The following is a 20501-nucleotide window of genomic DNA, read 5'->3' on the forward strand; positions in this document are numbered from 1 at the left end:
GAACCGCCATGCCGCACCCGTACCGCACCCTCGCGGACACCGCCGTCAGCGCCATCGGCCTGGGCGCCATGCCGCTGTCGATCGAGAACCGCCCGGACGAGAGCCGGGCCGTCGCCACCGTCCACGCGGCCCTCGACGCCGGCGTCACGCTCATCGACACCGCCGACAGCTACCACTGGCACGCCGGCGAAGCGGGCCACAACGAACGGCTCGTCGCCCGCGCCCTGGCCCGCTACGGAGGCGACACCTCCGGGGTCCTGGTCGCCACCAAGGGCGGCCGGGGCCGCCCCGGCGACGGAAGCTGGACCGTCACCGGCACCCCGGAACACCTCAAGCGCGCCGCCGAAGCCTCCGCGAGGCGGCTGGGCGTCGAGGCGATCGGCCTGTACCAGCTCCACAAGCCGGACCCGGCCGTCCCCTGGGCGGAGTCCGTCGGCGCCCTGCGCGATCTCCTCGACGCCGGCACGATCCGCGCCGCCGGCATCTCCAACGTCGGCACCGCCCAGATCCGCCAGGCGCACGAGATCCTCGGCGACGGCCTCGCCTCCGTGCAGAACCAGTACTCGCCGGCCGTCCGCGACAGCGAGCCCCAGCTGCGCCTGGCCGCCGAACTGGGTCTGGCGTTCCTCCCCTGGAGCCCCCTGGGAGGCATCTCCCGCAGCTCCCTGGACGGCCCCTCGGGCCCGACCTCCACGGGCACCGCCTTCCACCAGGTCGCGGCCGAACACGGAGTCTCCGTTCAGCAGGTCGCCCTGGCCTGGCTCCTCTCCCGCTCCCCGGCGGTGATCCCCCTCCCGGGCGCCAGCCGCCCGGCCTCGATCACCGACTCGGCCCGGGCCTCCCGCCTCGAACTCTCCGGGGCCGAACTGGCCCGCCTCGCCGCGCCCCTGCCCGGCCGGGCAGGATGAGGCGCTCCGCGGACAGCCGGCGGGTGGACGGGGACGGCCCGGAGCCCGGCCCGGCGCGACGGCCGGCTCGTGCGGACCGTATCCGGGGCGTGCCGGTCGTGGAGCGGGCGGAGCCGGCCGGAGTCGAACCGGCGTCCTCGCGGTGTTGGAGACCGCGCGCGTCGACCTCTGCGCTACGGCCCCGCCCGGCCCGCATCCTATGCCCGCCGCAACGGCCCCGGGCATGTCCGATGAGTTCCGGCGCCGGCGCCGGTCTACCCTGCAGACCCGATTCTTCCGGAGGGAGCGCCAGATGACCGGCACGACCGCGTTCGATCTCGGACCCCAGGCGGCCGTCGTGGCCCGCCTCGTATCCGGTGTGCCCGACGCCGGGCTCGCCGGGCCCACCCCCTGCCCCGCGTACGCGGTCGGCGACCTGCTGGGCCACCTCGCGGGGCTGGCCGTGGCCTTCCGCGACGCCGCACGCAAGGACCTCGGCCCCACCACCGACACGCCGCCCGGCACGGCCGCGCCCCGGCTGCCGGCCGACTGGCGCGAGCGGCTCCCGAAGGTGCTCGACGACCTGGCCGATGCCTGGAGGGACCCGGACGCCTGGACCGGGATGACCCGGGCGGGCGGTGTGGACCTGCCCGGCGCCGTCGCGGCCGCCGTCGCCGCGGACGAACTGGTCGTCCACGGCTGGGACCTGGCCCGGGCCACCGGCCAGGAGTACGCCCCCGACGCCGCCGCACTCCAGGCCTCCCACGGCTTCCTGCTGGCGGCCGCCGAGCAGGCCGGCGACGGCAGGGGCGTCTTCGGGCCGGTCGTGCCCGTACCGGACGAGGCCCCCCGGCTGGACCGGACGGTCGGGCTGAGCGGCCGCGACCCGCGCTGGACGCCGTAACGGATTCGAGGGGAGCCGGTCGGGGGTGGGCGGGCCCGGCCGGTTCCCCTCACGGCCCCCCGGGCGGGCGGCGGAAGGGGGAAGGCGTCACGGCGTCGGCGGGAGCGGTTCAGCTCGTGATCACCTTGCATTCTTGTGTGATGTGAAATATCACATGTCATAGAGCCCGTCCGGGGCACACGCCCGGGCGGTGATCCAACATGCCGATGAGGAGATTGCCGATGAACCGCTTAGCCCTTCTGGCCGCCGGCGCCGTGGGCCTGACCGTCCTCGCGACCGCCCCCGCCGTCGCCGCAGCGCCCGCGGCCGCCGCCGAGACCGTCACCTCCTGCGGCGGCTCCGGCCTCCAGGCGGGTCTGGCCACCAGGGTGTGCGCCGAGGTCACCGGCACCACCGTCGAGTTCTACGGCACGGTCGGCCTCGCCGGCCCGCCCTCCCCGGGCAGCCCGGCCCCCGCGCCCAAGCAGCTGTTCACCACGCTGTCCGTCGAGGTCGCCGGCGGCGGATCGCCCGTCACCCAGGACCGGCCCGTCGTCTTCACCTCCTCCACCGTCGAGGTGCGCGGCCAGGCCGCCGCCGTCCCCTGCGGGTCGACCGTCCGCGCCGCCTTCGGCGTGGCCTCGTTCCCCTGGCCCGCCAGGCCGGTCGTCCACGAGGTCACCCTCGGCTGCTGACGGCCGCGCGCCACGCCGCGCCCCCGCCGGCGCAATCCCCGCCGGCGGGTGCGCGCACGTCGCCCGCGTACCGTGGACGCGTGAGGATCCTGCTGACCTCGGACACGCACGTCCCGGTACGGGCGAGGCGGCTGCCGGAGGCACTCCTGGAGGCCGTCGACCACGCCGACGCGGTGGTCCACGCCGGAGACTGGACCGACGAGGCCACCCTCGACCTGCTGGAATCGCGCTCCCGCCGACTGATCGCCGTCCACGGCAACAACGACGGCCCCGCCCTGCGCCGCCGCCTCCCCGAGATCGCCCGCGCCGAGCTGGGCGGTCTGCGCTTCGCCGTCGTCCACGAGACCGGCCCGGCCGCCGGCCGCGAGCGGCGCTGCGCCGAGCGGTTCCCCGACGCCGACGCCGACGTCCTCGTCTTCGGCCACAGCCACGTCCCGTGGGACTCCACGGCCCCGGGCGGGCTGCGCCTGCTCAACCCCGGCTCGCCCACCGACCGCCGCCGGCAGCCGCACCACACGTTCCTGACCCTCACCGCCGCCGACGGCACACTGGGCGAGGTCGTCCTCCACCGCTTGCCCGCCCGCCCCTGACCCGGGTCCGCCGCGGGAGCCGGGGGCTCAGGACTCGCGGTCCATGATGCGGCGGGCCGCCTCCGACTCGGCCGCGGGCGGGGACAGCTCGTCGAGGGTGTCGAGCTCGTCGTCGGCCGCGAGCTCCTCCTCCCAGGCCGCCGCGAGCCGCTCCTGCTCCTCGCGGGACCGGTCCGCGACGGCCTCCCGGTGCCGGGGGTCCAGAGCCGCCAGGAACCGTCCGACCGAGTCCGTCGGCATGCCGTTCTCCTTGTCGCCGTGCGGGAGGGCCGGCCGTCGCCCTGCTGCCGCGCCCGGCCCAGCATCGCGAACGCGTACCGGCGGCGCCCGCCGACACGTCCGGCCACCACCCGAAGGGCGGTGCGATCCGGCCAGGCGCGGCGCTTCGCCCGGATTCGCCCCACCGCCGGACTAGGCTGGTGGGTTGTTCGGCGCCGGAACGCCACGACCCGGGCAGGCCCGGGCCCGGCGGCGCTCCGGACGCTTCCGGGAACGAGACGCGAGGGCCGATGGCAATCACACCAGGGCGCGGTGAACTCGATCTGCTCGACGACGACGGGGAGAGGGAAGGAGAGCGGGCGGCGGAAGGAGCCCGCAGGCCCGGCGGCGACCCGCCCGGCCCCCGCCCGACCCCCGACGAGGACACCGGCAAGTCCGCCCGGTTCTCGACCGGGCCGGCCGCCCCTCCCCGCACCCTCGTCGACGTCCTCGCGGCCACGGTGCGCGCCCACCCCGACGAGCCCGCGCTCGACGACGGCACCGCCCGGCTCACCTACCGGGCCCTGGCCGCCGAGGTCGAGCGCAGGCGGCGGGTCCTCGCCGCCTGCGGCATCGGGCCCGGCGACCGGGTCGGCGTACGGGTGCCGTCCGGCACCAACGACCTGTACGTGTCCGTCCTCGCCGTCCTCGCCGCCGGCGCCGCCTACGTGCCCGTGGACGCCGAGGACCCCGACGAGCGGGCGGAACTCGTCTTCTCCGAAGCCGGGGTCCGGGCCGTGCTCGGCGCCGGCCCCGGGATCGAGGTCAGAGGCCCCCGGGCCGCCGGCCGGGTCCGCTCCGCACCGCCCGCACCCGAGCACGACGCCTGGATCATCTTCACCTCCGGATCCACCGGCCGGCCCAAGGGCGTGGCCGTCACCCACCGCAGCGCCGCCGCCTTCGTCGACGCCGAGGCCGCCCTGTTCCTCGCCGACGACCCGATCGGCCCCGGCGACCGGGTGATGGCGGGGCTGTCCGTCGCCTTCGACGCGTCCTGCGAGGAGATGTGGCTGGCCTGGCGCCACGGCGCCTGCCTCGTGCCCGTCCCCCGCGCCCAGGTGCGCGCCGGAGCCGACCTCGGCCCCTGGCTCGTCGACCAGGAGATCACCGTCGTCTCCACCGTCCCGACCCTGGCCGCGCTCTGGGAGCCCGAGAGCCTCGACGAGGTCCGGCTGCTGGTCTTCGGCGGCGAGGCCTGCCCGCCCGAGCTCGGACGGCGCCTGGTCACCGAGGGCCGCGAGGTCTGGAACACCTACGGCCCCACCGAAGCCACCGTCGTCGCCTGCGCCGCGCTCCTGACCGGCGCGGAACCGGTCCGGATCGGCCTGCCGCTGGCCGGCTGGGAGCTCGCGGTGGTCGACGGGTCCGGGGAGCCCGTGCCCATGGGCGGCAGCGGCGAGCTGGTGATCGGCGGCGTCGGACTGGCCCGCTACCTCGACCCCGGCAAGGACGCCGAGAAGTACGCCCCGCTCCCGTCGCTCGGCTGGCCGCGCGCCTACCGCAGCGGCGACCTCGTCCGCGCCGAACCGGAAGGCCTGGTCTTCCTCGGACGCGGCGACGAACAGGTCAAGCTCGGCGGCCGCCGCATCGAACTCGGCGAGGTGGACGCCGCCCTCCGGGCCCTGCCGGGCGTCGCCGGCGCGGCCGCCGCCGTACGCACCGCCCGCGGCGGCAACCAGCTCCTCGTGGGCTACCTCGTCACCCAGGACGGCTGGGACCACGCCTCCGCCCTCGCCCGGCTGCGCGCCGAGCTGCCCGCCGCGCTCGTCCCGCTGCTCGCCCCCGTCGACGCCCTCCCGACCCGCACCTCCGGCAAGGTGGACCGCGACGCCCTGCCCTGGCCCCTGCCCGGAGCGGGGACCACCCCGACCGCCGGGGAGCTGCACGGCACCGAGGCCTGGCTCGCCGAGCAGTGGAGCGAGGCCCTGGGCGTGCCCGTCACCGGCGCCGACGACGACTTCTTCGCCATCGGAGGCGGCAGCCTGGCCGCCGCACGCCTCGTCACCCTGCTGCGCACCCGCTACCCCGGTGCGGCCGTCCTCGACGTCTACCAGCAGCCCGTCCTGCGCAAACTGGCCCGGCGGCTGGAGAAGTCCGTACGGGAGGACGAGGCGCCCCGGACCGTCACGCCGGTCCCGCTCCTCTCCCGCGTCCTCCAGACGCTGCTCCTCCTGCCCCTGTTCACCCTGGCCGGCCTGCGCTGGACGGTCGTGCTGTTCGCCCTGGGCAACGTCCTGCACCGGCTAGGGCCCTACCCGTGGGCGCCGACCGCGTCCTGGTGGCTCGTGGCCGCCGGGGCGGTGCTGCTGCTGAGCCCGCCCGGACGCCTGGCGATCGCGGCGGGCGGCGCGCGCCTGCTGCTGCGCGGGGTGACGCCCGGGCGCCATCCGCGGGGCGGCGGCGTGCACCTGAGGCTGTGGACCGCCGAGCGGCTCGCCGAGTGCGCCGGCGCCACCTCGCTCACCGGGGCCTGGCTGGAGCGCTACGCGCGGGCCCTCGGCGCCCGGGTCGGCCCCGACGTGGACCTGCACTCCCTGCCCCCGGTCACCGGCATGCTCAGGCTCGGCCGCGGCTGCGCCGTGGAGGCCGAGGTGGACCTCTGCGGGCACTGGCTGGACGGGGACCGGCTCGTCATCGGCCCGGTCCGGGTCGGCGCGGGCGCGGTCGTCGGCACCCGCAGCCTGCTCTTCCCCGGGGCGCGCGTCGGCAAGCGGGCCGAGGTGGCCCCCGGCTCCGCCGTCGTCGGCCACGTCCCCACCGGCCAGCGGTGGGCCGGGGCCCCCGCCGTCCGGCTCGGCCGGGCCAAGCACGACTGGCCCCCGCAGCGTCCGCCGCGCCCGCTCCTGTGGCGGGCGATGTACGGGGCGACCGGCGTGGGCCTGACCGCCCTGCCCCTGCTCGCGGCCCTGCCCGCCCTGTGCGTGGCCGCCCGCTTCGTGCCCGCCGGCGCCGGCGCCGGCCCGGCCCTGCGGGGGGCGCTGCTCGCGGTGGTGCCGGGGGCGCTCGCCTACGGGCTCACGTTCGCCCTGCTGGTGCTGGTCTGCGTACGGGTGCTCAGCCTCGGACTGCGCACCGGGAGCCATCCCACCCACAGCCGGACCGGGTGGCAGGCCTGGGCGGTCACCCAGCTGATGGACCTGGCCCGGGACACGCTCTTCCCGCTGTACGCCGCGCTGGCCACCCCCGTCTGGCTGCGGCTGCTCGGCATGCGGGTCGGCCGCCGCGCGGAGGTGTCGACCGTCCTCGGGCTGCCCAGCCTCACCACCGTCGGTGACGGCGCGTTCCTCGCCGACGACACCCTGACCGCCCCCTGCGAACTGGGCGGCGGCTGGGTGCGGATCGGGCAGTCGCAGATCGGCCGGCGGGCGTTCCTCGGCAACTCCGGCATGACCGCGCCCGGCCGCACGGTGCCCGACGACGGGCTGGTCGGGGTGCTGTCCGCCACGCCCAAGAAGGCCAAGAAGGGAGGCTCCTACCTGGGCCTGCCCCCGGTCCGGCTGCCGCGGTCGGCGGCGGCCGCCGACCACAGCCGTACCTACGACCCGCCCGCGCGGCTGCTGTGGGCGCGCGGCCTGGTCGAACTCTGCCGGCTCCTGCCCGTCTTCTGCTCGGCCGCGCTGGCCGTCCTGACGGCGGCGGCGCTCTGCTGGCTGGCGGGGCCCGGCGGCCCGGGCCCCGGCGGGGCCGCGGCGCTGTCCGGCACGGTCCTGCTCGCCGCCGGCGCGGCCGCCTGCGCGGTCGGCGTGGCCGCCAAGTGGCTGCTGGTGGGCCGGCACCGGGTGGGGGAGCACCCCCTGTGGAGCGCCTACGTGTGGCGGGGCGAGCTGGCCGACACCTTCACGGAGGTCCTCGCCGTGCCGTGGCTGGCCGGTGCGGTGCCCGGCACCCCGCTGCTGACCCTGTGGCTGCGCGGGCTCGGTGCCCGGATCGGGCGGGGGGCGTGGTGCGAGAGCCACTGGCTGCCCGAGCCGGACCTGGTGGTGCTCGGCGACGGGACCAGCGTCAACCGGGGCTGCGTGTTGCAGACGCATCTCTTCCACGACCGGATCCTGCGGACGGATACTGTGGTGCTGCGCGAGGGCGCCACCCTGGGCCCGGGCGGGATCGTCCTGCCCGGGAGCACGGTCGGGGCCCGCGGCACGGTGGGCCCCGCCTCCCTCGTGATGGCCGGGGAGTCCGTCCCCGACGACACCCGCTGGCTGGGCAACCCGATCGAGGCGTGGCGCTCCTGATCCGCCTTCCCCGGAACGGCGGGCGGGCCGGCCCGCCGGCACCCGTACGAGCACGGCGCAGGGAGCGGAAACGGCAGTGAGCGGTCAGCGGACAGCGGCACCGGACCCGTACTTCCCGGAGAACGGCGATGCGCGCTACCGGGCGCACCGGTACGAGCTCGCCCTGGAGTACCGCCCCGGCCCCAACCGGCTCACCGGCCGGGCCCGGATCAGCGCGATCGCCGGACCGGAGGCACTGCCCGAGTTCCTCCTCAACCTGGCCGATTTCAAGGTGGGGCGTGTCCTGGTCGACGGCCGGGCCCCGCACCACACCCACCGCGCGGGCCGGCTCCGCATCCGGCCGGCCAAACCGCTGGCGCCCGGGGCGGCGTTCACCGTGGAGGTGCACTGGGCGGGCAACCCCAGGCCGGTGCGCAGCCCCTGGGGAGGCATCGGCTGGGAGGAGCTGACCGACGGCGCGCTGGTGGCCAGCCAGCCGGTCGGCGCCCCCTCCTGGTACCCGTGCAACGACCGGCCCGCCGACAAGGCCTCCTACCACATCTCGCTCAACACGCCCTCCGCCTACACCGTGGCGGCCGGCGGCCGGCTCCTGACACGGACCACCAGGGCCAGCACCACCACCTGGGTGTACGAGCAGTCCGCGCCCACCTCCAGCTACCTCGTCGGCCTGTCCGTCGGCATGTACCGGACGGTGCCGCTGGAGGGCGCGGGCCCCGGCGGCGTCCCCCAGAACGCCCACGTGCCCGCGCACCTGCTGTCGCGGTTCGCCCACGACTTCGCCCGGCAGCCCGCCATGATGCGCCTGTTCGAGGAGCTGTTCGGGCCCTACCCCTTCGGCGAGTACACGGTCGTCGTCGCCGACGAGGACCTGGACGTCCCGGTGGAGGCCCAGGGCCTGTCCGCCTTCGGCGCCAACCACGTGGACGGCGCCCGCGGCTCGGAGCGGCTCATCGCCCACGAACTCGCCCACCAGTGGTTCGGCAACAGCGTGACCATCGCCGACTGGCGGCACATCTGGCTGAACGAGGGCTTCGCCAAGTACGCCGAATGGCTCTGGTCGGAACGCTCCGGCGGCCGTACGGCCCAGGCGCTGGCGGCCGCCGCGCACCGGCTGCTCGCCTCGCGGCCGCAGGACCTGCGGCTGTCCGACCCGGGCCGCAAGCTGATGTTCGACGACCGCCTCTACCAGCGCGGGGGCCTCACGCTCCACGCGCTGCGCTGCGCCCTGGGCGACGAGGCCTTCTTCCGGATGCTGCGCGACTGGGCCGCCCTGAACCGCCACGGCGTGGTGACCACGGCCGCCTTCACCGCCCATGCGGCCCGCTACGCGGCCGGGCCGACGGACGGCCTGTGCGCGGCCTGGCTGGACGAACCCTCCCTCCCGCCCCTGCCCCGTCCCCCGCACGGCCCCTGACGACACGCCGGCCGCCCTGCCGCGGACCGGTGTCGGAGCGCGGCCCCGGGCCGTCTCTTGCGGATCTCGCCCGACCCGCGCCGCCCGGCACCGCACCTCGCCGCGCTGTCGAGGCACCCGGGTACGTCCGGTACGCGGGGAGCCTCTCCGCCCTGCGATGCACGGCGCCGGACGACGCGGGCCTGACCGGCAGGATCCGAAAAGAGACGGCCTAGGGTGGGGGCAGGTCAGTGATCAAGGAGTGGGCTGTGCGGATAGAGCGTCATCAGGTGGGCGGAGCGGCGGTTTCGGCGGCCCTCGACGACTTCGAGGACCGGATCGGCGGGCAGGTCCGCACGATGTCGAGGGCGGGGCGGATGACCACCTACGAGTGGCAGCTGATCGCGGAGGAGCTCCTCGACCACCTCGGCGCCCTGTCCGTCGGGACGCCCGCCCTCGACACCCCGGAGGCGGAGGCCGTCCTGAAGGACGCGGCCGCGGCGGCGGCCGGGGCGGTCTCGTACGCCGCGTACAACACGTACGACTCCTTCCACGTCTTCCTGGAGCACGTGAACTTCGGGATGAGCTACCGGCCCGGCGGTGAGCGCGACGCCCTCGACGGGGTCACCCCCTCGGAGTGGACCGACGCGTTCTGTCTGGCGATCCTCGCGGACGAGGTCGCCGAGCACGGGGAGGCCTTCCACTTCGCCCGCGAGGAGTGGGACGGGAACGCTCCGGGCAACCCCGTCACGGAGCTGGTCAAGGGGTTCATGGCCCAGGTCGTCGGCGACACGGGCGACGAGGACCAGGACCATCCGCCGACCGCCGAAGCGAAGCTCGCCGCCCTCGACGCCGGACTGGAGCGGTTGCGCGGCCGGGCCGAGGAGAGCGGCGACGCCCCCGACCGGGCCGAAGCCGCGGGGCTGCGGGCCCTGCGCGCCCTGGCCGCCGGCGAGCGCGAGGCCTTCGACGCCGAGCTGGCGGCGCTCCTGCTGCCCCACAGCGCCCTGCCGGGCCCCGGCGCCCGGCCGCGCAGCCTCCTCCCGCTCCTCCCGCTGGCCCTGGCCGCGCTCGGGTACCGGACCCACGGCTGGCTGCCCGCCGTGGACACGGACTACCTGCCGCACGCCCTGGTCACGGGCTTCGGGGCCTAGCGCGGCGCCGCGGGGCGGTGTCTTGGGGCGGTGCGTCGGGTCAGGCGCCGTCGACGAGGCGCTGGAGGCCGGGTGCGTACAGGTCGGCCAGGCGGTCGGCGCCCGTGTGCGCGCCCGCGCCGTCCGGGCGGTGGAGGCTCAGGGTGGCGCCGAGGCCGAGCAGCTGGCCGGCGATGAGCTCGGCCCGCAGCGCGGCGTCCGGCCCCTCCAGGGTGGCGGCCAGCCGGTCGGTGACCTGCTCGCGGAAGCGTGCCCGCAGCAGGGTGCGTTCGTCCTCGATGCCCAGGGAGAACACCACCCGCAGCAGCGGGTCCCCGCCGAAGCGTTCCCGCAGCTCGACCATCGTCAGGACCAGGTGCCGCCCGAGCCGCGACGGCGGGGCCGCGAACAGCGCGTCGGCGGCCGCGCCGAAATCGGCGACCGTGTTGAACAGGGCCTCCTTGCTGCCGAACCGCTTCACGATCAGCGAGGGGCTCACCCCGGCGGCGGCGGCGATCCCGCGCAGGGTGACCTCCGCGTACGGGCGCAGCGTGAACGCCCGGCGGGCGGCCCGCACGATGGCGTCCCGTCCGCTCCCCGCGGCCTCCTCCCCCTCGGCGGTGGCGGCCCGCACGGTGGCGGATCCGTCGCTGGTGCTCATGCGCTCTCCCGGGCGGCTGTCACGGACGTCGACACCGTGACCGTAGCGCCCCCGGCGGCCCGGTCGCGAGGCCGGTCCGACGGCAGGAAGAGGGTGGCGGCGAGGGCGGCGAGCGCCGCTCCGGCGGCGATGAGGAAGATCAGCAGTACGCGTGGAGGGTCGGGGCGGTGCGGCCGTCGGCGGTGAAGGTGATGTGGGCCAGCAGGGCGGCGACGACGGCGCTGCAGCAGGCCTGCCCGACGGAGCGCATCAGGGTGTTCAGACCGTTGGCCGCGGCCGTCTCGCCCACCGGTACGGCCCGCATGACGAGGGCGGGCAGGGCCGAGTAGGCGATGGCCGTGCCCGAGGAGACGACGGTGGCTCCGGCGACGATCAGCCAGAGGCTGTGGCTGGTGTAGAAGCGGACCACGTAGCCGACGGCCATGACGACGGCGGCGAGCGCCAGGGCGGTCCGCGGCCCGTACGCGGCGGAGATCCGCGCGGAGACGGGGGAGAGGGCGACCATCGCGAGGCCCCCGGGCAGCAGGCACAGGCCGCTGACCACGAGGGAGGCGCCGAGGCCGTACCCCGTACTGGTGGGCTCCTGCACCATCTGGCCGGTGACGAGGGAGTTCGCGTAGAAGGCGAAGCCGATGAGGAGGGCCGCGACATTGGTCAGCAGGACCGCGGGCCGCGCCGAGACCCGCAGGTCGACCATGGGGGAGCGGGTGCGCAGCTCGTACCGGCCCCAGACCAGGCCGAGGGCGACGGACGCGCCGAGCAGGCCGAGCGTGCGCCCGGAGGCCCAGCCCCAGTCCGCGCCCCGGGTGATGGCGAGGAGCAGTCCGACGAGGAAGCCGGCCAGGCCGAGGGTTCCGGGGAGGTCGAAGCGGCCGGGGGAGCGCACGGGGGACTCCGGGACGATCCACAGCACCAGGAGCAGGTCGGCCAGGCCGAGCGCGGCCGAGGCCCAGAACATGGTGTGCCAGTCGAAGTTCTCCATGACCAGCGCGGCCACCGGCAGGCCGATCGCCGCCCCGATGCCGAGCGTCGAGCTCATGAGGGCGATCGAGGGCAGCACCCGGTCGGCGGGCAGCTCGTCGCGGATGATGCTGATGCCCAGCGGGATCACCGCGAGCGCGGCGCCCTGCAGGGCCCGGCCGGTGATCAGCACGCCGATGTCGGAGCTGACCGCGCACAGTACGGAGCCGAGGGTGAGGACGCCGAGCGAGGCCAGCAGGACGCGCCGCTTCCCGTACATGTCGCCGACGCGCCCGAGCACCGGGGTGAAGACCGCACCGGTGAGGAGGGTGATGGTCACCAGCCAGCCGGCGGCTCCCGGGCTCGCGCCCGTCAGCGCGGGGACGTGCGGCAGCAGCGGGACCACGAGGGTCTGCATGACGGCCACGACCATGCCGCAGAAGGCGAGGACGGGCACGACGAACCGGGCGTGCGCGGAGGGCCGGCCGGTGGCGGGTATCGCGGAGGGCATGCGGCTCCAGACGGGGGGAGGGGAGCGGGACACCAAGGGGTGCACACTTGTTCACCCTCAGGGTAAACGACTGTGCACCCCCGGGTCCGCCCCCTTCCCGATGCCCGCCGCCGCCCGCGTCCGCCCCCGCGTCCGCCCCCCCGCGGCCTCAGCCGGCGGAGGTGTCCGGCCCGTCGGGGCGGCGGCAGTACCGGCGCACCAGGGCCTCGTGGTCCGGGAACAGGGCCGACAGCTCGTCGGGCCGGCCCAGGGTCATGTCGGCGAAGTCGAACCCGGGCGAGACGGCCTCGCTGATCAGGCCGTGGTCACCGGCGACGAGGTGGGAGGCCTTCCAGACGCCCCCCGGAACGGCCAGGGTGAGCACCTCGCCCCGCCCCGGGTCCTGGCCGAGGACGGCGGTCGCGTACCGGCCGTCCGGATGCAGCAGGTGGTAGGTGATCGGACCGCCGTGGTGGTGGAAATGCAGGATGTCGGACCGGTTGAGGTGCCAGTGCCCGACCGGCGACTCCCGGGTGAGCAGGTAGTGGATCGACGTCAGGGTGAACCGGTCGCCCCGGTCGGTCGGGATCGGAGGGCGGTGGTCCGCCTGGAAGGTCCGCCTGAAGTACCCGCCCTCCACGTGCGGTTCCAGGCCGAGGGCGTCGATCCAGTCGTGTGCCGTGGGCACGGGGCCTCCTCGGGTGGGGAATCGGTGGGTCGAGTATGTGCCGTGTCCGCGGGACCGCCCCGCGATTCCAGGGCGATTCGAGGACGATTCGACCCGTAATGCGGTGGCTATTTCCGGCATGACCGTATTCTCATTCCCGTGGCCTGCTGACCGCTTCTCCCCGCGGGGCGCCCTGTGAAGCCCCGTCGAATTCATGGGAAATCGGCGGACGATCCCCTTGTCGGAAACTCATGTGCACGCGAGCCGGGCGGAACGGATGGGAATTCAAGTGGACCGAGAATCGAATACCCTGACCGCCCCGCGCCCGGACCGCCGCGCCGACCGGCCCGCCGAGGGCCCGGTCCCCTTCGCGGCGACGGCGGTCGAGGTGGCCGGCGACCCCGAGGACGGCCCGCGCCTCCTGCAGCGCGCCGCCCGCCGCCTGTGCGAGGCCGCCGGGCCGGACGCCGTGCTCGCCCAGGCCGGCGGGGAACTCACCGCCCGCCTCGAACCGGGCCTGCACGCGGCGATGTACGTCTCCACGGAGATGCGCCGTGACGGGGCCGGGTCGCCCCTGCTGCGCCTGAACCTGCGCCTCTCGGGCCGCGGCGCCGCGGCCCGCGTCGGCCTCGCTGGAGCGCTGGGCCGAGATATGGCACCGCCAGGCGCTCTCCGCGCACGAGGTGGTGCGGGTCGCGGGGGAGCTGCCGCTGATGAGCGCCGCCGTCCGGCGCCTGGGCGGCGGAAAACCCCTCGCGGGCTTCGCGGTCCTGGTCACCGGGCACTTCCTGACCGACCTCGTCCACCTCGTCGGCTGCCTGGCCGAACTGGGCGCCCCGCTCGACGCGATGACGGTCCTGCGCAAGGACTACGCGTACCAGTGGCGCCACCGCGTCCACGGCCACCTCGTCGAACAGGGGGTGCGCGTCGTCGACGCCGGGGACCCGGAAGCCGTGCGCGAGCACACCGGGCGGGCCCGCCGCAGGGGGCTGCGCTGCCTGGCCCTGGACGACGGGGGCTACGTCGCCCCCGCGCTGCTGGACGGGGCCCGCGACGGAGGGCCCGCTGCGGACGGGGCGGGGCGGTGGGCGGGGGTGGTGGAGCAGACCATGTCCGGGATCTACAAGCTGGAGGGCCGCGAACAGGAGCTGCCCTTCCCGGTGTTCTCGGTCGCCCAGTCCCGCCTCAAGGGGCGCATCGAGTCGTACTGGATCGCCGAGAAGGCCGTGGCCACGGCCCTGGAACTGCTGCCCGCCCTGAAGATCGAGGGCCAGCCCGCTCTGGTCGTCGGCTACGGCAACGTGGGCGCGCACATCGCGGCCCTGCTGACCCAGCGCCGCATGCGGGTCGCCGTCCACGACGCCGACATCCTCCGGCTCATCGACGCCCACGAGAGCGGCTACGTCACCGACCGGGACCTTCCCGCCCTGCTCGACCGGCACGAGCCGCTGCTCGTCTTCGGCGTCACCGGCCGCACCAGCATGTCCACCCGGGAGTTCCGCTCCCTGCGGCGACCGGCCTACCTGGCCAGTGTCAGCAGCCGCGACACGGAGTTCGACCTGCCCGCCCTGGAGGCCCTGGCCGACGGGGACCCCGTGACGCGCCCCTCGTCCCGCACCCACGTCCTGCCCGGCGGGGTCGACGTCACGGTGCTCGCCGGCGGACGGCCGGTCAACTTCCACGAGACGGACAGCATCAGCAACCTCCACTCGGACCTCGTCTACGCGGGGATGCTCACCGGTGCCTGCGCCGTCGCCACCCGGCCCGCCCCGCCCGGACTGGACCGGGCCTGGGCCGACACCGTCCTGGAGGAGTCCGGCCTGCTCCAGGACTACTACGACCGCTACGGCCCGAACGCCGCGTCCCGCCCGGCCTCCCGGCGCCGCTGAACCCCGGCGCCGGGCCCGGGATCCGCTACGGGCCCGCACGGACACGCCGCTGTGCGGACCGCCGGGTCGGCGGTCCGCACAGCCTGTGGGATGCTGCCGGTCAGCCGCAGTCGCCGCCGCCACCCCAGTCGTCATCGTCGTCGTACCAGCCGTGGCCATAGCCGTTGTCGTCGTCCCAACCGCCGCCGCCGTGGCTGTACGTGACCGGGTGCGCGGGTGCTGCCGCGGCAGCGGTACCCGCCGCGCCGAGGGCGGCGCCGCCGGCCAGGAGGACTCCGATCGCGGAGGCCGCGAAGAGCCGCTTCACTCTCAGTGCTTGCATGGTTCAGAACCCTTCTCGTCACTGCGCCGTTCCCACGGCGCGAAGCGGTTTCTTCCTCCTTTCGCCAACAGCACGGAGTTTTTGCCATTACCCGATAAACGTGGGGGCGCATCCGCCGTCAACGTGGCTGTTCGAGCCACGGACCCATGGGGCTGGACCGCTCTTCACTGGGCCGTCTGCATCACCGCAGGCTGAAATCCTGCTCCCGCGGTGGCGGCCCTCCTCTGACCATGCTAGTCACCTACCAGTGAGTCGTCACCTCGGGCACCCGAATCCGAGCGCCTGAAATCCGGAAAGGGGTGGTGGTGCCGTGGAACAGGAACGCACGACGTGCTGCGTGGTGGGCGGCGGACCGGCCGGCATGGTGCTGGGGCTGCTGCTGGCCCGGGCCGGAGTCGAGGTGACCGTGCTGGAGAAGCACGGGGACTTCCTGCGCGACTTCCGCGGCGACACCGTGCACCCGTCGACGCTCTCGCTCCTGGACGACATCGGCCTCGCCGAACGCTTCGCCCGGCTCCCGCAGCGCCGGGTCACCTCCGTGCAGCTGCCCATCGGACCGGACCGGTCCCTCGTCACCGTCGGGGACATCTCGGCGCTGCACGGCACGTACAACTACATCGCGATGGTGCCCCAGTGGGACCTCCTGGACCTCCTCGCCGACGAGGCGGGCAAGGAGCCCTCCTTCCGGCTGCGCATGGACACCGGGGCGACCTCCTTCCTCCTGGAGCGCGGCCGGGTCACCGGCGTCCGCTACCGCACCGCCGACGGCACCACCGGCGAACTGCGCGCCACCCTCACCGTGGCCTGCGACGGCCGCGGCTCGCTGGCCCGGGCCCTGCCGGAACTCGGACTGGAGGGCTTCGCCTGCCCCATGGACGCCTGGTGGTTCCGAATGCCGCGCCGCGAGGACGACCCCGGCGGGCTCGTCGGCGGCCTGGGCGACCGGTTCTTCACCGCCCTCATCGACCGGGGCGACTACTGGCAGTGCGCGGCGCTCATCCCCAAGGGCACGGACGCCGAGCGCCGCTCCGAGGGGCTGGAGCGCTTCATGACCCGCTTCACGGACGCCGTGCCGTGGCTGGCCGACCGCGCGGGCGCCGTCACCTCCTGGGACGAGGTCAAACTGCTCGACGTCCGCCTCGACCGGCTGCGCCGCTGGCACCGTCCCGGACTGCTGTGCATCGGTGACGCCGCCCACGCGATGTCGCCCGTCTTCGGCATCGGCATCAACCTGGCCGTCCAGGACGCGGTGGCCGCGGCCCGCCACCTGGTACGCCCGCTGCGCGCGGGCACGGTGGGGCTCCACGACGTGCGCCGCGTCCAACTGCGGCGCTGGCCCACGACGGTGGCCACCCAGGGGCTCCAGCGGCTGGCCCACGCCCAGGTCATCGAGCCCCTGCTGGCCGGCCGCACCGCCTTCGGGAACCCCCGGCGGGCGAAGCGGATGACCGAACTGGTCACGGACTCGCGCTGGCTGAACCGCGTCCCGGCCTATTTCATCGGCTACGGCGCCCTGCGCGAGCGCCCCCCGGCGGAGTCCCTGCGCTGACCTCCGCACAGCGGCGTGGAAGTAGGGTCTCCGTTTATTCGGACTGGCTGGATATGATCGGCATCCTCACCCCACAGGGCCGTGTCGGCAGTTCCCCCATGCCCTCGTCCAGGCCCGTCTCCGCCGCTCCCGAGGACCGATGTCTGCGATGGCACCCGAAGGCCCACCCAGCCCGCCGCCCGTCCGGCGCCGCCGCACCGTGCGCCTGCGCACGATGCTGGTCTGCCTGGCCGTCGTCCCCACCGTGGCGATGGGGACCCAGGTCGCCGTCACCGCAGAGCGGTTGCTGGCCCAGTCGGAGCACCTGCGCGGCGACGTGGAGGACGGCGAGCGGATCGGCGTGCCCCTGGTCACGCTGATGAACGAGCTCCAGGCCGAGCGGGCGATGACGGCGGCGCGGTGGGCGGGCTCGCCCGTCACCGACGACGCCCTGCGCGAGAAGCGGGCCGGAACCGACCGGGCGGCGGCGGAGTTCCGCCGCATATCGGGCAGCGGCGGCGACGCGGCGCAGCACGCCGACGAGGACGGGCAGGACCCGGGCGAGGGGCGCCTCGACACCGTGGGCGGACGGCTCGACCTCCTGGCCTCGTACCGCAAGCGGGCGGACGCCCACAGCGGCAGCGCCGAGCAGGCGGTCGGCTACTACACCGGCGTCATCGACGACATCATCCGTGCGTACCAGGACGAATTCAGCCACTCCGAGGACGCCGACCTCGCCCAGGAGAGCAGGCCCGCCGTCGCCCTGTTCTCGGCCACCGAGATGGTCGCGCGCGAGGACACCGCCCTCGCGCTGGCCGGGCCCTCCCGTGAACTGGCGGCCACCGGGTTCTCCCAGTTCCTCGACGCCGTCGGCACCCACCGCTACCTCTACGACACCTGGATCGTGCCGTACCTGCCGCCCGCCGAGCTGGCGTCGTACGACAAGCTCACGGGCTCGGAGGCCTGGCAGTCCAAACTCCGCATCGAGAACGCGGTCATCGCCAACCACAAGGACACCCCGACCGGTGTGAAGCTGCCGGCCGACGTCGGCGACTGGCCCGCCGCCTACCGCACCTTCGCCCCCCGCCTGGCCCAGCTCAACACGGACCGCGCCCGCAGCGTGTTCGACGACGCCGACGCGAAGGCCACCGAGCTGGAAGTCGAGGTCACCTGGCTGATCGGCGCCAGCGGCGGCGCCCTGCTGCTGGTCACCGCCGTCGTCGTCCTCACCACGCGCTCGGTCCTGCGCCGCCTGAACCGGCTGCACACCCGCACGGTCGCCATCGCCGAGGAGACGCTGCCCGACGTGGTGGCCCGCCTCCAGCGCGGGGAACCCGTCGACGAGGAGGCGCTGCCGGCCGTGCGCGGACGCCAGGACGAGGTCGGGCAGATCGCCGACGCCTTCGCCCGGGTGGTCGCCGCCTCCGTCGACGGGCACCGGCAACTCGCCGCCGAGCGGCACGGTTTCGGCCTGTTCGCCTCGGGCATCGCCTCGCGCACCGGGAACCTCGTCAGCCGGCAGCTGAGCCTGACCGAGGACCTCCAGGACACCTTCGGCCACGACGAGGCGCTCCTGGCCCAGTTGATGCGCTCCGACCAGCTGACGGTGGGCATGCGGCGCCAGATCGAGAACCTGCTCATCCTCGCGGGCGGCGAGATCCCCGACCCGCACACCGAGCCCATGCGCGTCGCCGACCTGCTGCGCGAGGCCGCCGCGGAGGTCGAGGACTTCCGGCGCATCGAACGCCAGGCCCTGGACGAGGCGAGCGTCCAGCCGCACGCCATCAGCCAGATCAGCCACCTGCTGGCCGAACTGCTGGACAACGCGACCCGGTTCTCGCCGCCGCGCTCGAAGGTGGTCGTCCGCGCCGAACTCGTGGCCGACGGCCTGTCGGTCGAGATCGAGGACCGCGGACCCCGCGTGACGCCCGCCGGGTACGAGGCCATGAACGAGCGCCTGCACTCGGCGCCGCCGTACTCCGTGCTCGCCGAGAACGCGCACCGGCTGGGCCTCTTCGTCGTGGGCCACCTCGCCGAGCAGCTCCAGGCCCGCGTCACGCTGCGGCGCTCCGTGTACGGGGGGACGGCGGCCGTGGTGGTCCTGCCGGGCACGCTCCTGGCGCCCGCCGCGCAGCACCCGGAGCCCGGGCCCCGGCCCGGCCGCGAGCCGGGGCCGGCCGTCGTGCCGGCTCCGGTACGGATCCCCGCACGGGAGCCGGCGGTACCGGAGCCCGCGGTACGGGAGCCGGCGGTACGGGAGCCCGTGCCCGAGGCCCCGCCGGCCCCGGCCCCCGGGGCGGCCGCCCCCACCCCCGTACCGCCGCGGCCCGAGCGGGCGCTGCCCACCCGCTCCACGGCCGCCGCCGACGCGCGGCCGGCCCTGCCCGAGCGCGTCCCGCAGACCCACCTCACCCGGCAACTGCGCGGCCCCCGCGCCTCGGAGCCGGACGCCGGCCGGGACGCGGCGACACCCGAAGAGGTGGCCGACGCCTGGGCGGACTACGAAGAGGGGACCAAGAAAGTGGAAGCAGAGCTCGGAGCGGACCAGCCATGACAACAGCCAGCGACATGATCTACGGCATCCTGGACAACAACCTCAGCAGGATCGCCGGAATCCAGGGAGCCGTGCTCCTGTCCAACGACGGGATCAAGCTCAGCGCCTACCTGCTGGAGCGGGACCAGGCCGAGCGCATCGCGGCCGCCTCCTCCGGCATCGCCGCCACCATGAAGGCGATCTCCCGGGAGATCGACGGCGGCCGCGTCATCCGCCAGCTCGTGGAGATGGACGACCGCTACCTGTGCGTCGTCGGGTGCGGGGAGGGCAGCACGCTCATCGTGGTGACCAACCGCAAGGCCCGCCTCGGAGAGCTGGGGGGCGAGGCCGTACGGACCGCCCAGGCGCTCGGCGAGTGGCTGGGGACCCCCGAGCGCACCTCCGCGCCGACCGCGTAATGCCGGACGAGCCGCAGCGCCGCAGCACGCGCCGGACCCGGCTGTACGCGCTCACCGACGGCCGCACGGCCGCCGCTCCGCAGACCGTCCTCACGATGGACACGACCATCGTGGCGGCGGTCCCCGGGGACGTCGACCACGCCGGACTGGCCACCGAATGGCAGGCCGTCCTGGCCATGTGCGCGCCGCCGGGCGGCATGGCGGTCGCCGAGATCGCCGCCCGCATGCACATGCGCCTCACGCCGATGACGCTCCTCCTGGGCGAACTCGCCGACCGGGGTCTGATCGACCACCGGCCGCCCCTGGAGGGCACCGAGACCACCAATGTCCACCTGCTCATGAAAATCAGGGACAACCTTGCCCGGATATGACACCTCCGCCGCCCCCGCCGCCCGGGAAGCGGCCCCTGTCAAGATCCTCATCGCCGGCGGATTCGGAGTGGGCAAGACGACCCTGGTCGAGTCGGTCTCGGAGATCGAGCCGCTGCGCACGGAGGAGCGCCTGACGAGCGCGGGCGTCGGCGTCGACGACCTCGACGGCATCGAGTCCAAGACCCTGACCACCGTCGCGATGGACTTCGGCCGGATCACCCTCGCCGACGCCGGGGTCGTCCTCTACCTGTTCGGCACGCCCGGCCAGGAGCGGTTCTGGTTCATGTGGGACGACCTGCTGAGCGGGGCCCTGGGGGCGCTCGTGCTCGTCGACACCCGCCGCCTGGACCGGGGCTTCCCGGCGATCGACTTCTTCGAGAGCCGCGGGCTGCCGTTCGTGGTCGGCGCGAACTGCTTCCACGGCGAGCAGCCCTACACGGCCGAGGAGATCGCAGCCGCCCTGCACCTGCGGGATCCGGCCACCCCGGTGCTCCTGCTGGACGCCCGCTCGCGCGACGACGCGCGCGACTGCCTGCTGGCCCTGCTCGACGTGGTCATCGCCCGCGCCGGAGCCCTGTCCGCGCCCTGAG

General features: G+C 75.1%; 17 protein-coding genes, 1 tRNA gene and 1 pseudogene. 13 read left to right on the forward strand and 6 right to left on the reverse strand.

Annotation, left to right across the window (positions count from 1 at the left end):
- Positions 1-8: 8 nt before the first annotated feature.
- Positions 9-908 carry an aldo/keto reductase gene (locus tag AB0469_RS02640; protein ID WP_366449470.1) on the forward strand — a complete coding sequence of 300 codons (900 nt, stop codon included), beginning with the start codon at positions 9-11 and terminating at the stop codon, positions 906-908.
- A 108-nt stretch (positions 909-1016) separates the two neighbouring features.
- Here AB0469_RS02640 and AB0469_RS02645 read toward each other — a convergent pair.
- Positions 1017-1091 (reverse strand) — tRNA-Trp (locus AB0469_RS02645).
- Positions 1092-1200: 109 nt separating this feature from the next.
- Between AB0469_RS02645 and AB0469_RS02650 the strand changes: the two genes are divergently transcribed.
- From AB0469_RS02650 to AB0469_RS02660, 3 genes are all read left to right on the forward strand, one after another.
- Positions 1201-1791 carry a TIGR03086 family metal-binding protein gene (locus tag AB0469_RS02650; RefSeq protein ID WP_366449471.1) on the forward strand — a complete coding sequence of 197 codons (591 nt, stop codon included), beginning with the start codon at positions 1201-1203 and terminating at the stop codon, positions 1789-1791.
- 221 nt (positions 1792-2012) lie between these two features.
- The gene (locus tag AB0469_RS02655) at positions 2013-2465 is read left to right on the forward strand and encodes a hypothetical protein (RefSeq protein WP_366449472.1); all 453 of its coding nucleotides are present in this window, start codon (positions 2013-2015) and stop codon (positions 2463-2465) included.
- A gap of 80 nt (positions 2466-2545) precedes the next feature.
- Positions 2546-3055 (forward strand): metallophosphoesterase, encoded by a 510-nt coding sequence (locus AB0469_RS02660; protein WP_366449473.1) that lies wholly within the window; start codon positions 2546-2548, stop codon positions 3053-3055.
- A gap of 27 nt (positions 3056-3082) precedes the next feature.
- On the opposite strand, the gene AB0469_RS02665 is transcribed toward AB0469_RS02660, so the two are convergent.
- On the reverse strand, positions 3083-3295 hold the full coding sequence (locus tag AB0469_RS02665) for a hypothetical protein (protein WP_366449474.1): 213 nt from the start codon (positions 3293-3295) through the stop codon (positions 3083-3085).
- Positions 3296-3564: 269 nt separating this feature from the next.
- Between AB0469_RS02665 and AB0469_RS02670 the strand changes: the two genes are divergently transcribed.
- The 3 genes from AB0469_RS02670 to AB0469_RS02680 all read left to right on the forward strand — a co-directional run bounded on the left by AB0469_RS02670 (position 3565) and on the right by AB0469_RS02680 (position 10092).
- Positions 3565-7545, forward strand: coding sequence for a Pls/PosA family non-ribosomal peptide synthetase (locus AB0469_RS02670; protein WP_366449475.1), 3981 nt, complete (start codon positions 3565-3567; stop codon positions 7543-7545).
- Between the two features lie 76 nt (positions 7546-7621).
- Positions 7622-8959, forward strand: coding sequence for a M1 family metallopeptidase (locus tag AB0469_RS02675; protein WP_366449476.1), 1338 nt, complete (start codon positions 7622-7624; stop codon positions 8957-8959).
- 248 nt (positions 8960-9207) lie between these two features.
- The gene (locus AB0469_RS02680; RefSeq protein ID WP_366449477.1) at positions 9208-10092 is read left to right on the forward strand and encodes an Imm49 family immunity protein; all 885 of its coding nucleotides are present in this window, start codon (positions 9208-9210) and stop codon (positions 10090-10092) included.
- A 40-nt stretch (positions 10093-10132) separates the two neighbouring features.
- Here AB0469_RS02680 and AB0469_RS02685 read toward each other — a convergent pair whose 3' ends face one another.
- From AB0469_RS02685 to AB0469_RS02695, 3 genes and pseudogenes are all read right to left on the reverse strand, one after another.
- Positions 10133-10732: a TetR family transcriptional regulator gene (locus AB0469_RS02685; protein WP_366449478.1), complete on the reverse strand. Its 600-nt coding sequence runs from the start codon at positions 10730-10732 to the stop codon at positions 10133-10135.
- Positions 10729-12203 (reverse strand): annotated as a pseudogene (locus tag AB0469_RS02690) (MFS transporter). The gene AB0469_RS02685 and the pseudogene AB0469_RS02690 overlap by 4 nt, the downstream one beginning before the upstream one ends.
- A gap of 148 nt (positions 12204-12351) precedes the next feature.
- A complete protein-coding gene (locus tag AB0469_RS02695) occupies positions 12352-12870 on the reverse strand; it encodes a cupin domain-containing protein (RefSeq protein ID WP_366449479.1) in 519 nt (172 codons plus the stop codon).
- Between the two features lie 692 nt (positions 12871-13562).
- Between AB0469_RS02695 and AB0469_RS02700 the strand changes: the two genes are divergently transcribed.
- Entirely contained in the window at positions 13563-14738 is a 1176-nt protein-coding gene (locus AB0469_RS02700; RefSeq protein ID WP_366449480.1) for a hypothetical protein, read from the forward strand.
- A 100-nt stretch (positions 14739-14838) separates the two neighbouring features.
- On the opposite strand, the gene AB0469_RS02705 is transcribed toward AB0469_RS02700, so the two are convergent.
- Positions 14839-15060 carry a hypothetical protein gene (locus AB0469_RS02705; RefSeq protein ID WP_366449481.1) on the reverse strand — a complete coding sequence of 74 codons (222 nt, stop codon included), beginning with the start codon at positions 15058-15060 and terminating at the stop codon, positions 14839-14841.
- A gap of 310 nt (positions 15061-15370) precedes the next feature.
- Here AB0469_RS02705 and AB0469_RS02710 point away from each other — a divergent pair, with 310 nt between their 5' ends.
- From AB0469_RS02710 to AB0469_RS02730, 5 genes are all read left to right on the forward strand, one after another.
- Entirely contained in the window at positions 15371-16609 is a 1239-nt protein-coding gene (locus AB0469_RS02710) for an FAD-dependent oxidoreductase (protein WP_366449482.1), read from the forward strand.
- Positions 16610-16757: 148 nt separating this feature from the next.
- The gene (locus AB0469_RS02715) at positions 16758-19142 is read left to right on the forward strand and encodes a nitrate- and nitrite sensing domain-containing protein (RefSeq protein WP_366449483.1); all 2385 of its coding nucleotides are present in this window, start codon (positions 16758-16760) and stop codon (positions 19140-19142) included.
- Complete coding sequence (locus AB0469_RS02720) at positions 19139-19540, forward strand: roadblock/LC7 domain-containing protein (RefSeq protein WP_042818750.1); 402 nt, start codon at positions 19139-19141, stop codon at positions 19538-19540. The genes AB0469_RS02715 and AB0469_RS02720 overlap by 4 nt, the downstream gene beginning before the upstream one ends.
- Complete coding sequence (locus AB0469_RS02725) at positions 19540-19911, forward strand: DUF742 domain-containing protein (RefSeq protein ID WP_366449484.1); 372 nt, start codon at positions 19540-19542, stop codon at positions 19909-19911. The genes AB0469_RS02720 and AB0469_RS02725 overlap by 1 nt, the downstream gene beginning before the upstream one ends.
- A complete protein-coding gene (locus AB0469_RS02730; protein WP_366449485.1) occupies positions 19898-20500 on the forward strand; it encodes an ATP/GTP-binding protein in 603 nt (200 codons plus the stop codon). Before AB0469_RS02725 ends, AB0469_RS02730 begins: the two co-directional genes overlap by 14 nt.
- Position 20501 lies beyond the last annotated feature (1 nt).

This window comes from Streptomyces sp. NPDC093801, from assembly GCF_040701585.1.
In the GTDB taxonomy this organism is placed as follows: Bacteria; Actinomycetota; Actinomycetes; order Streptomycetales; family Streptomycetaceae; genus Streptomyces.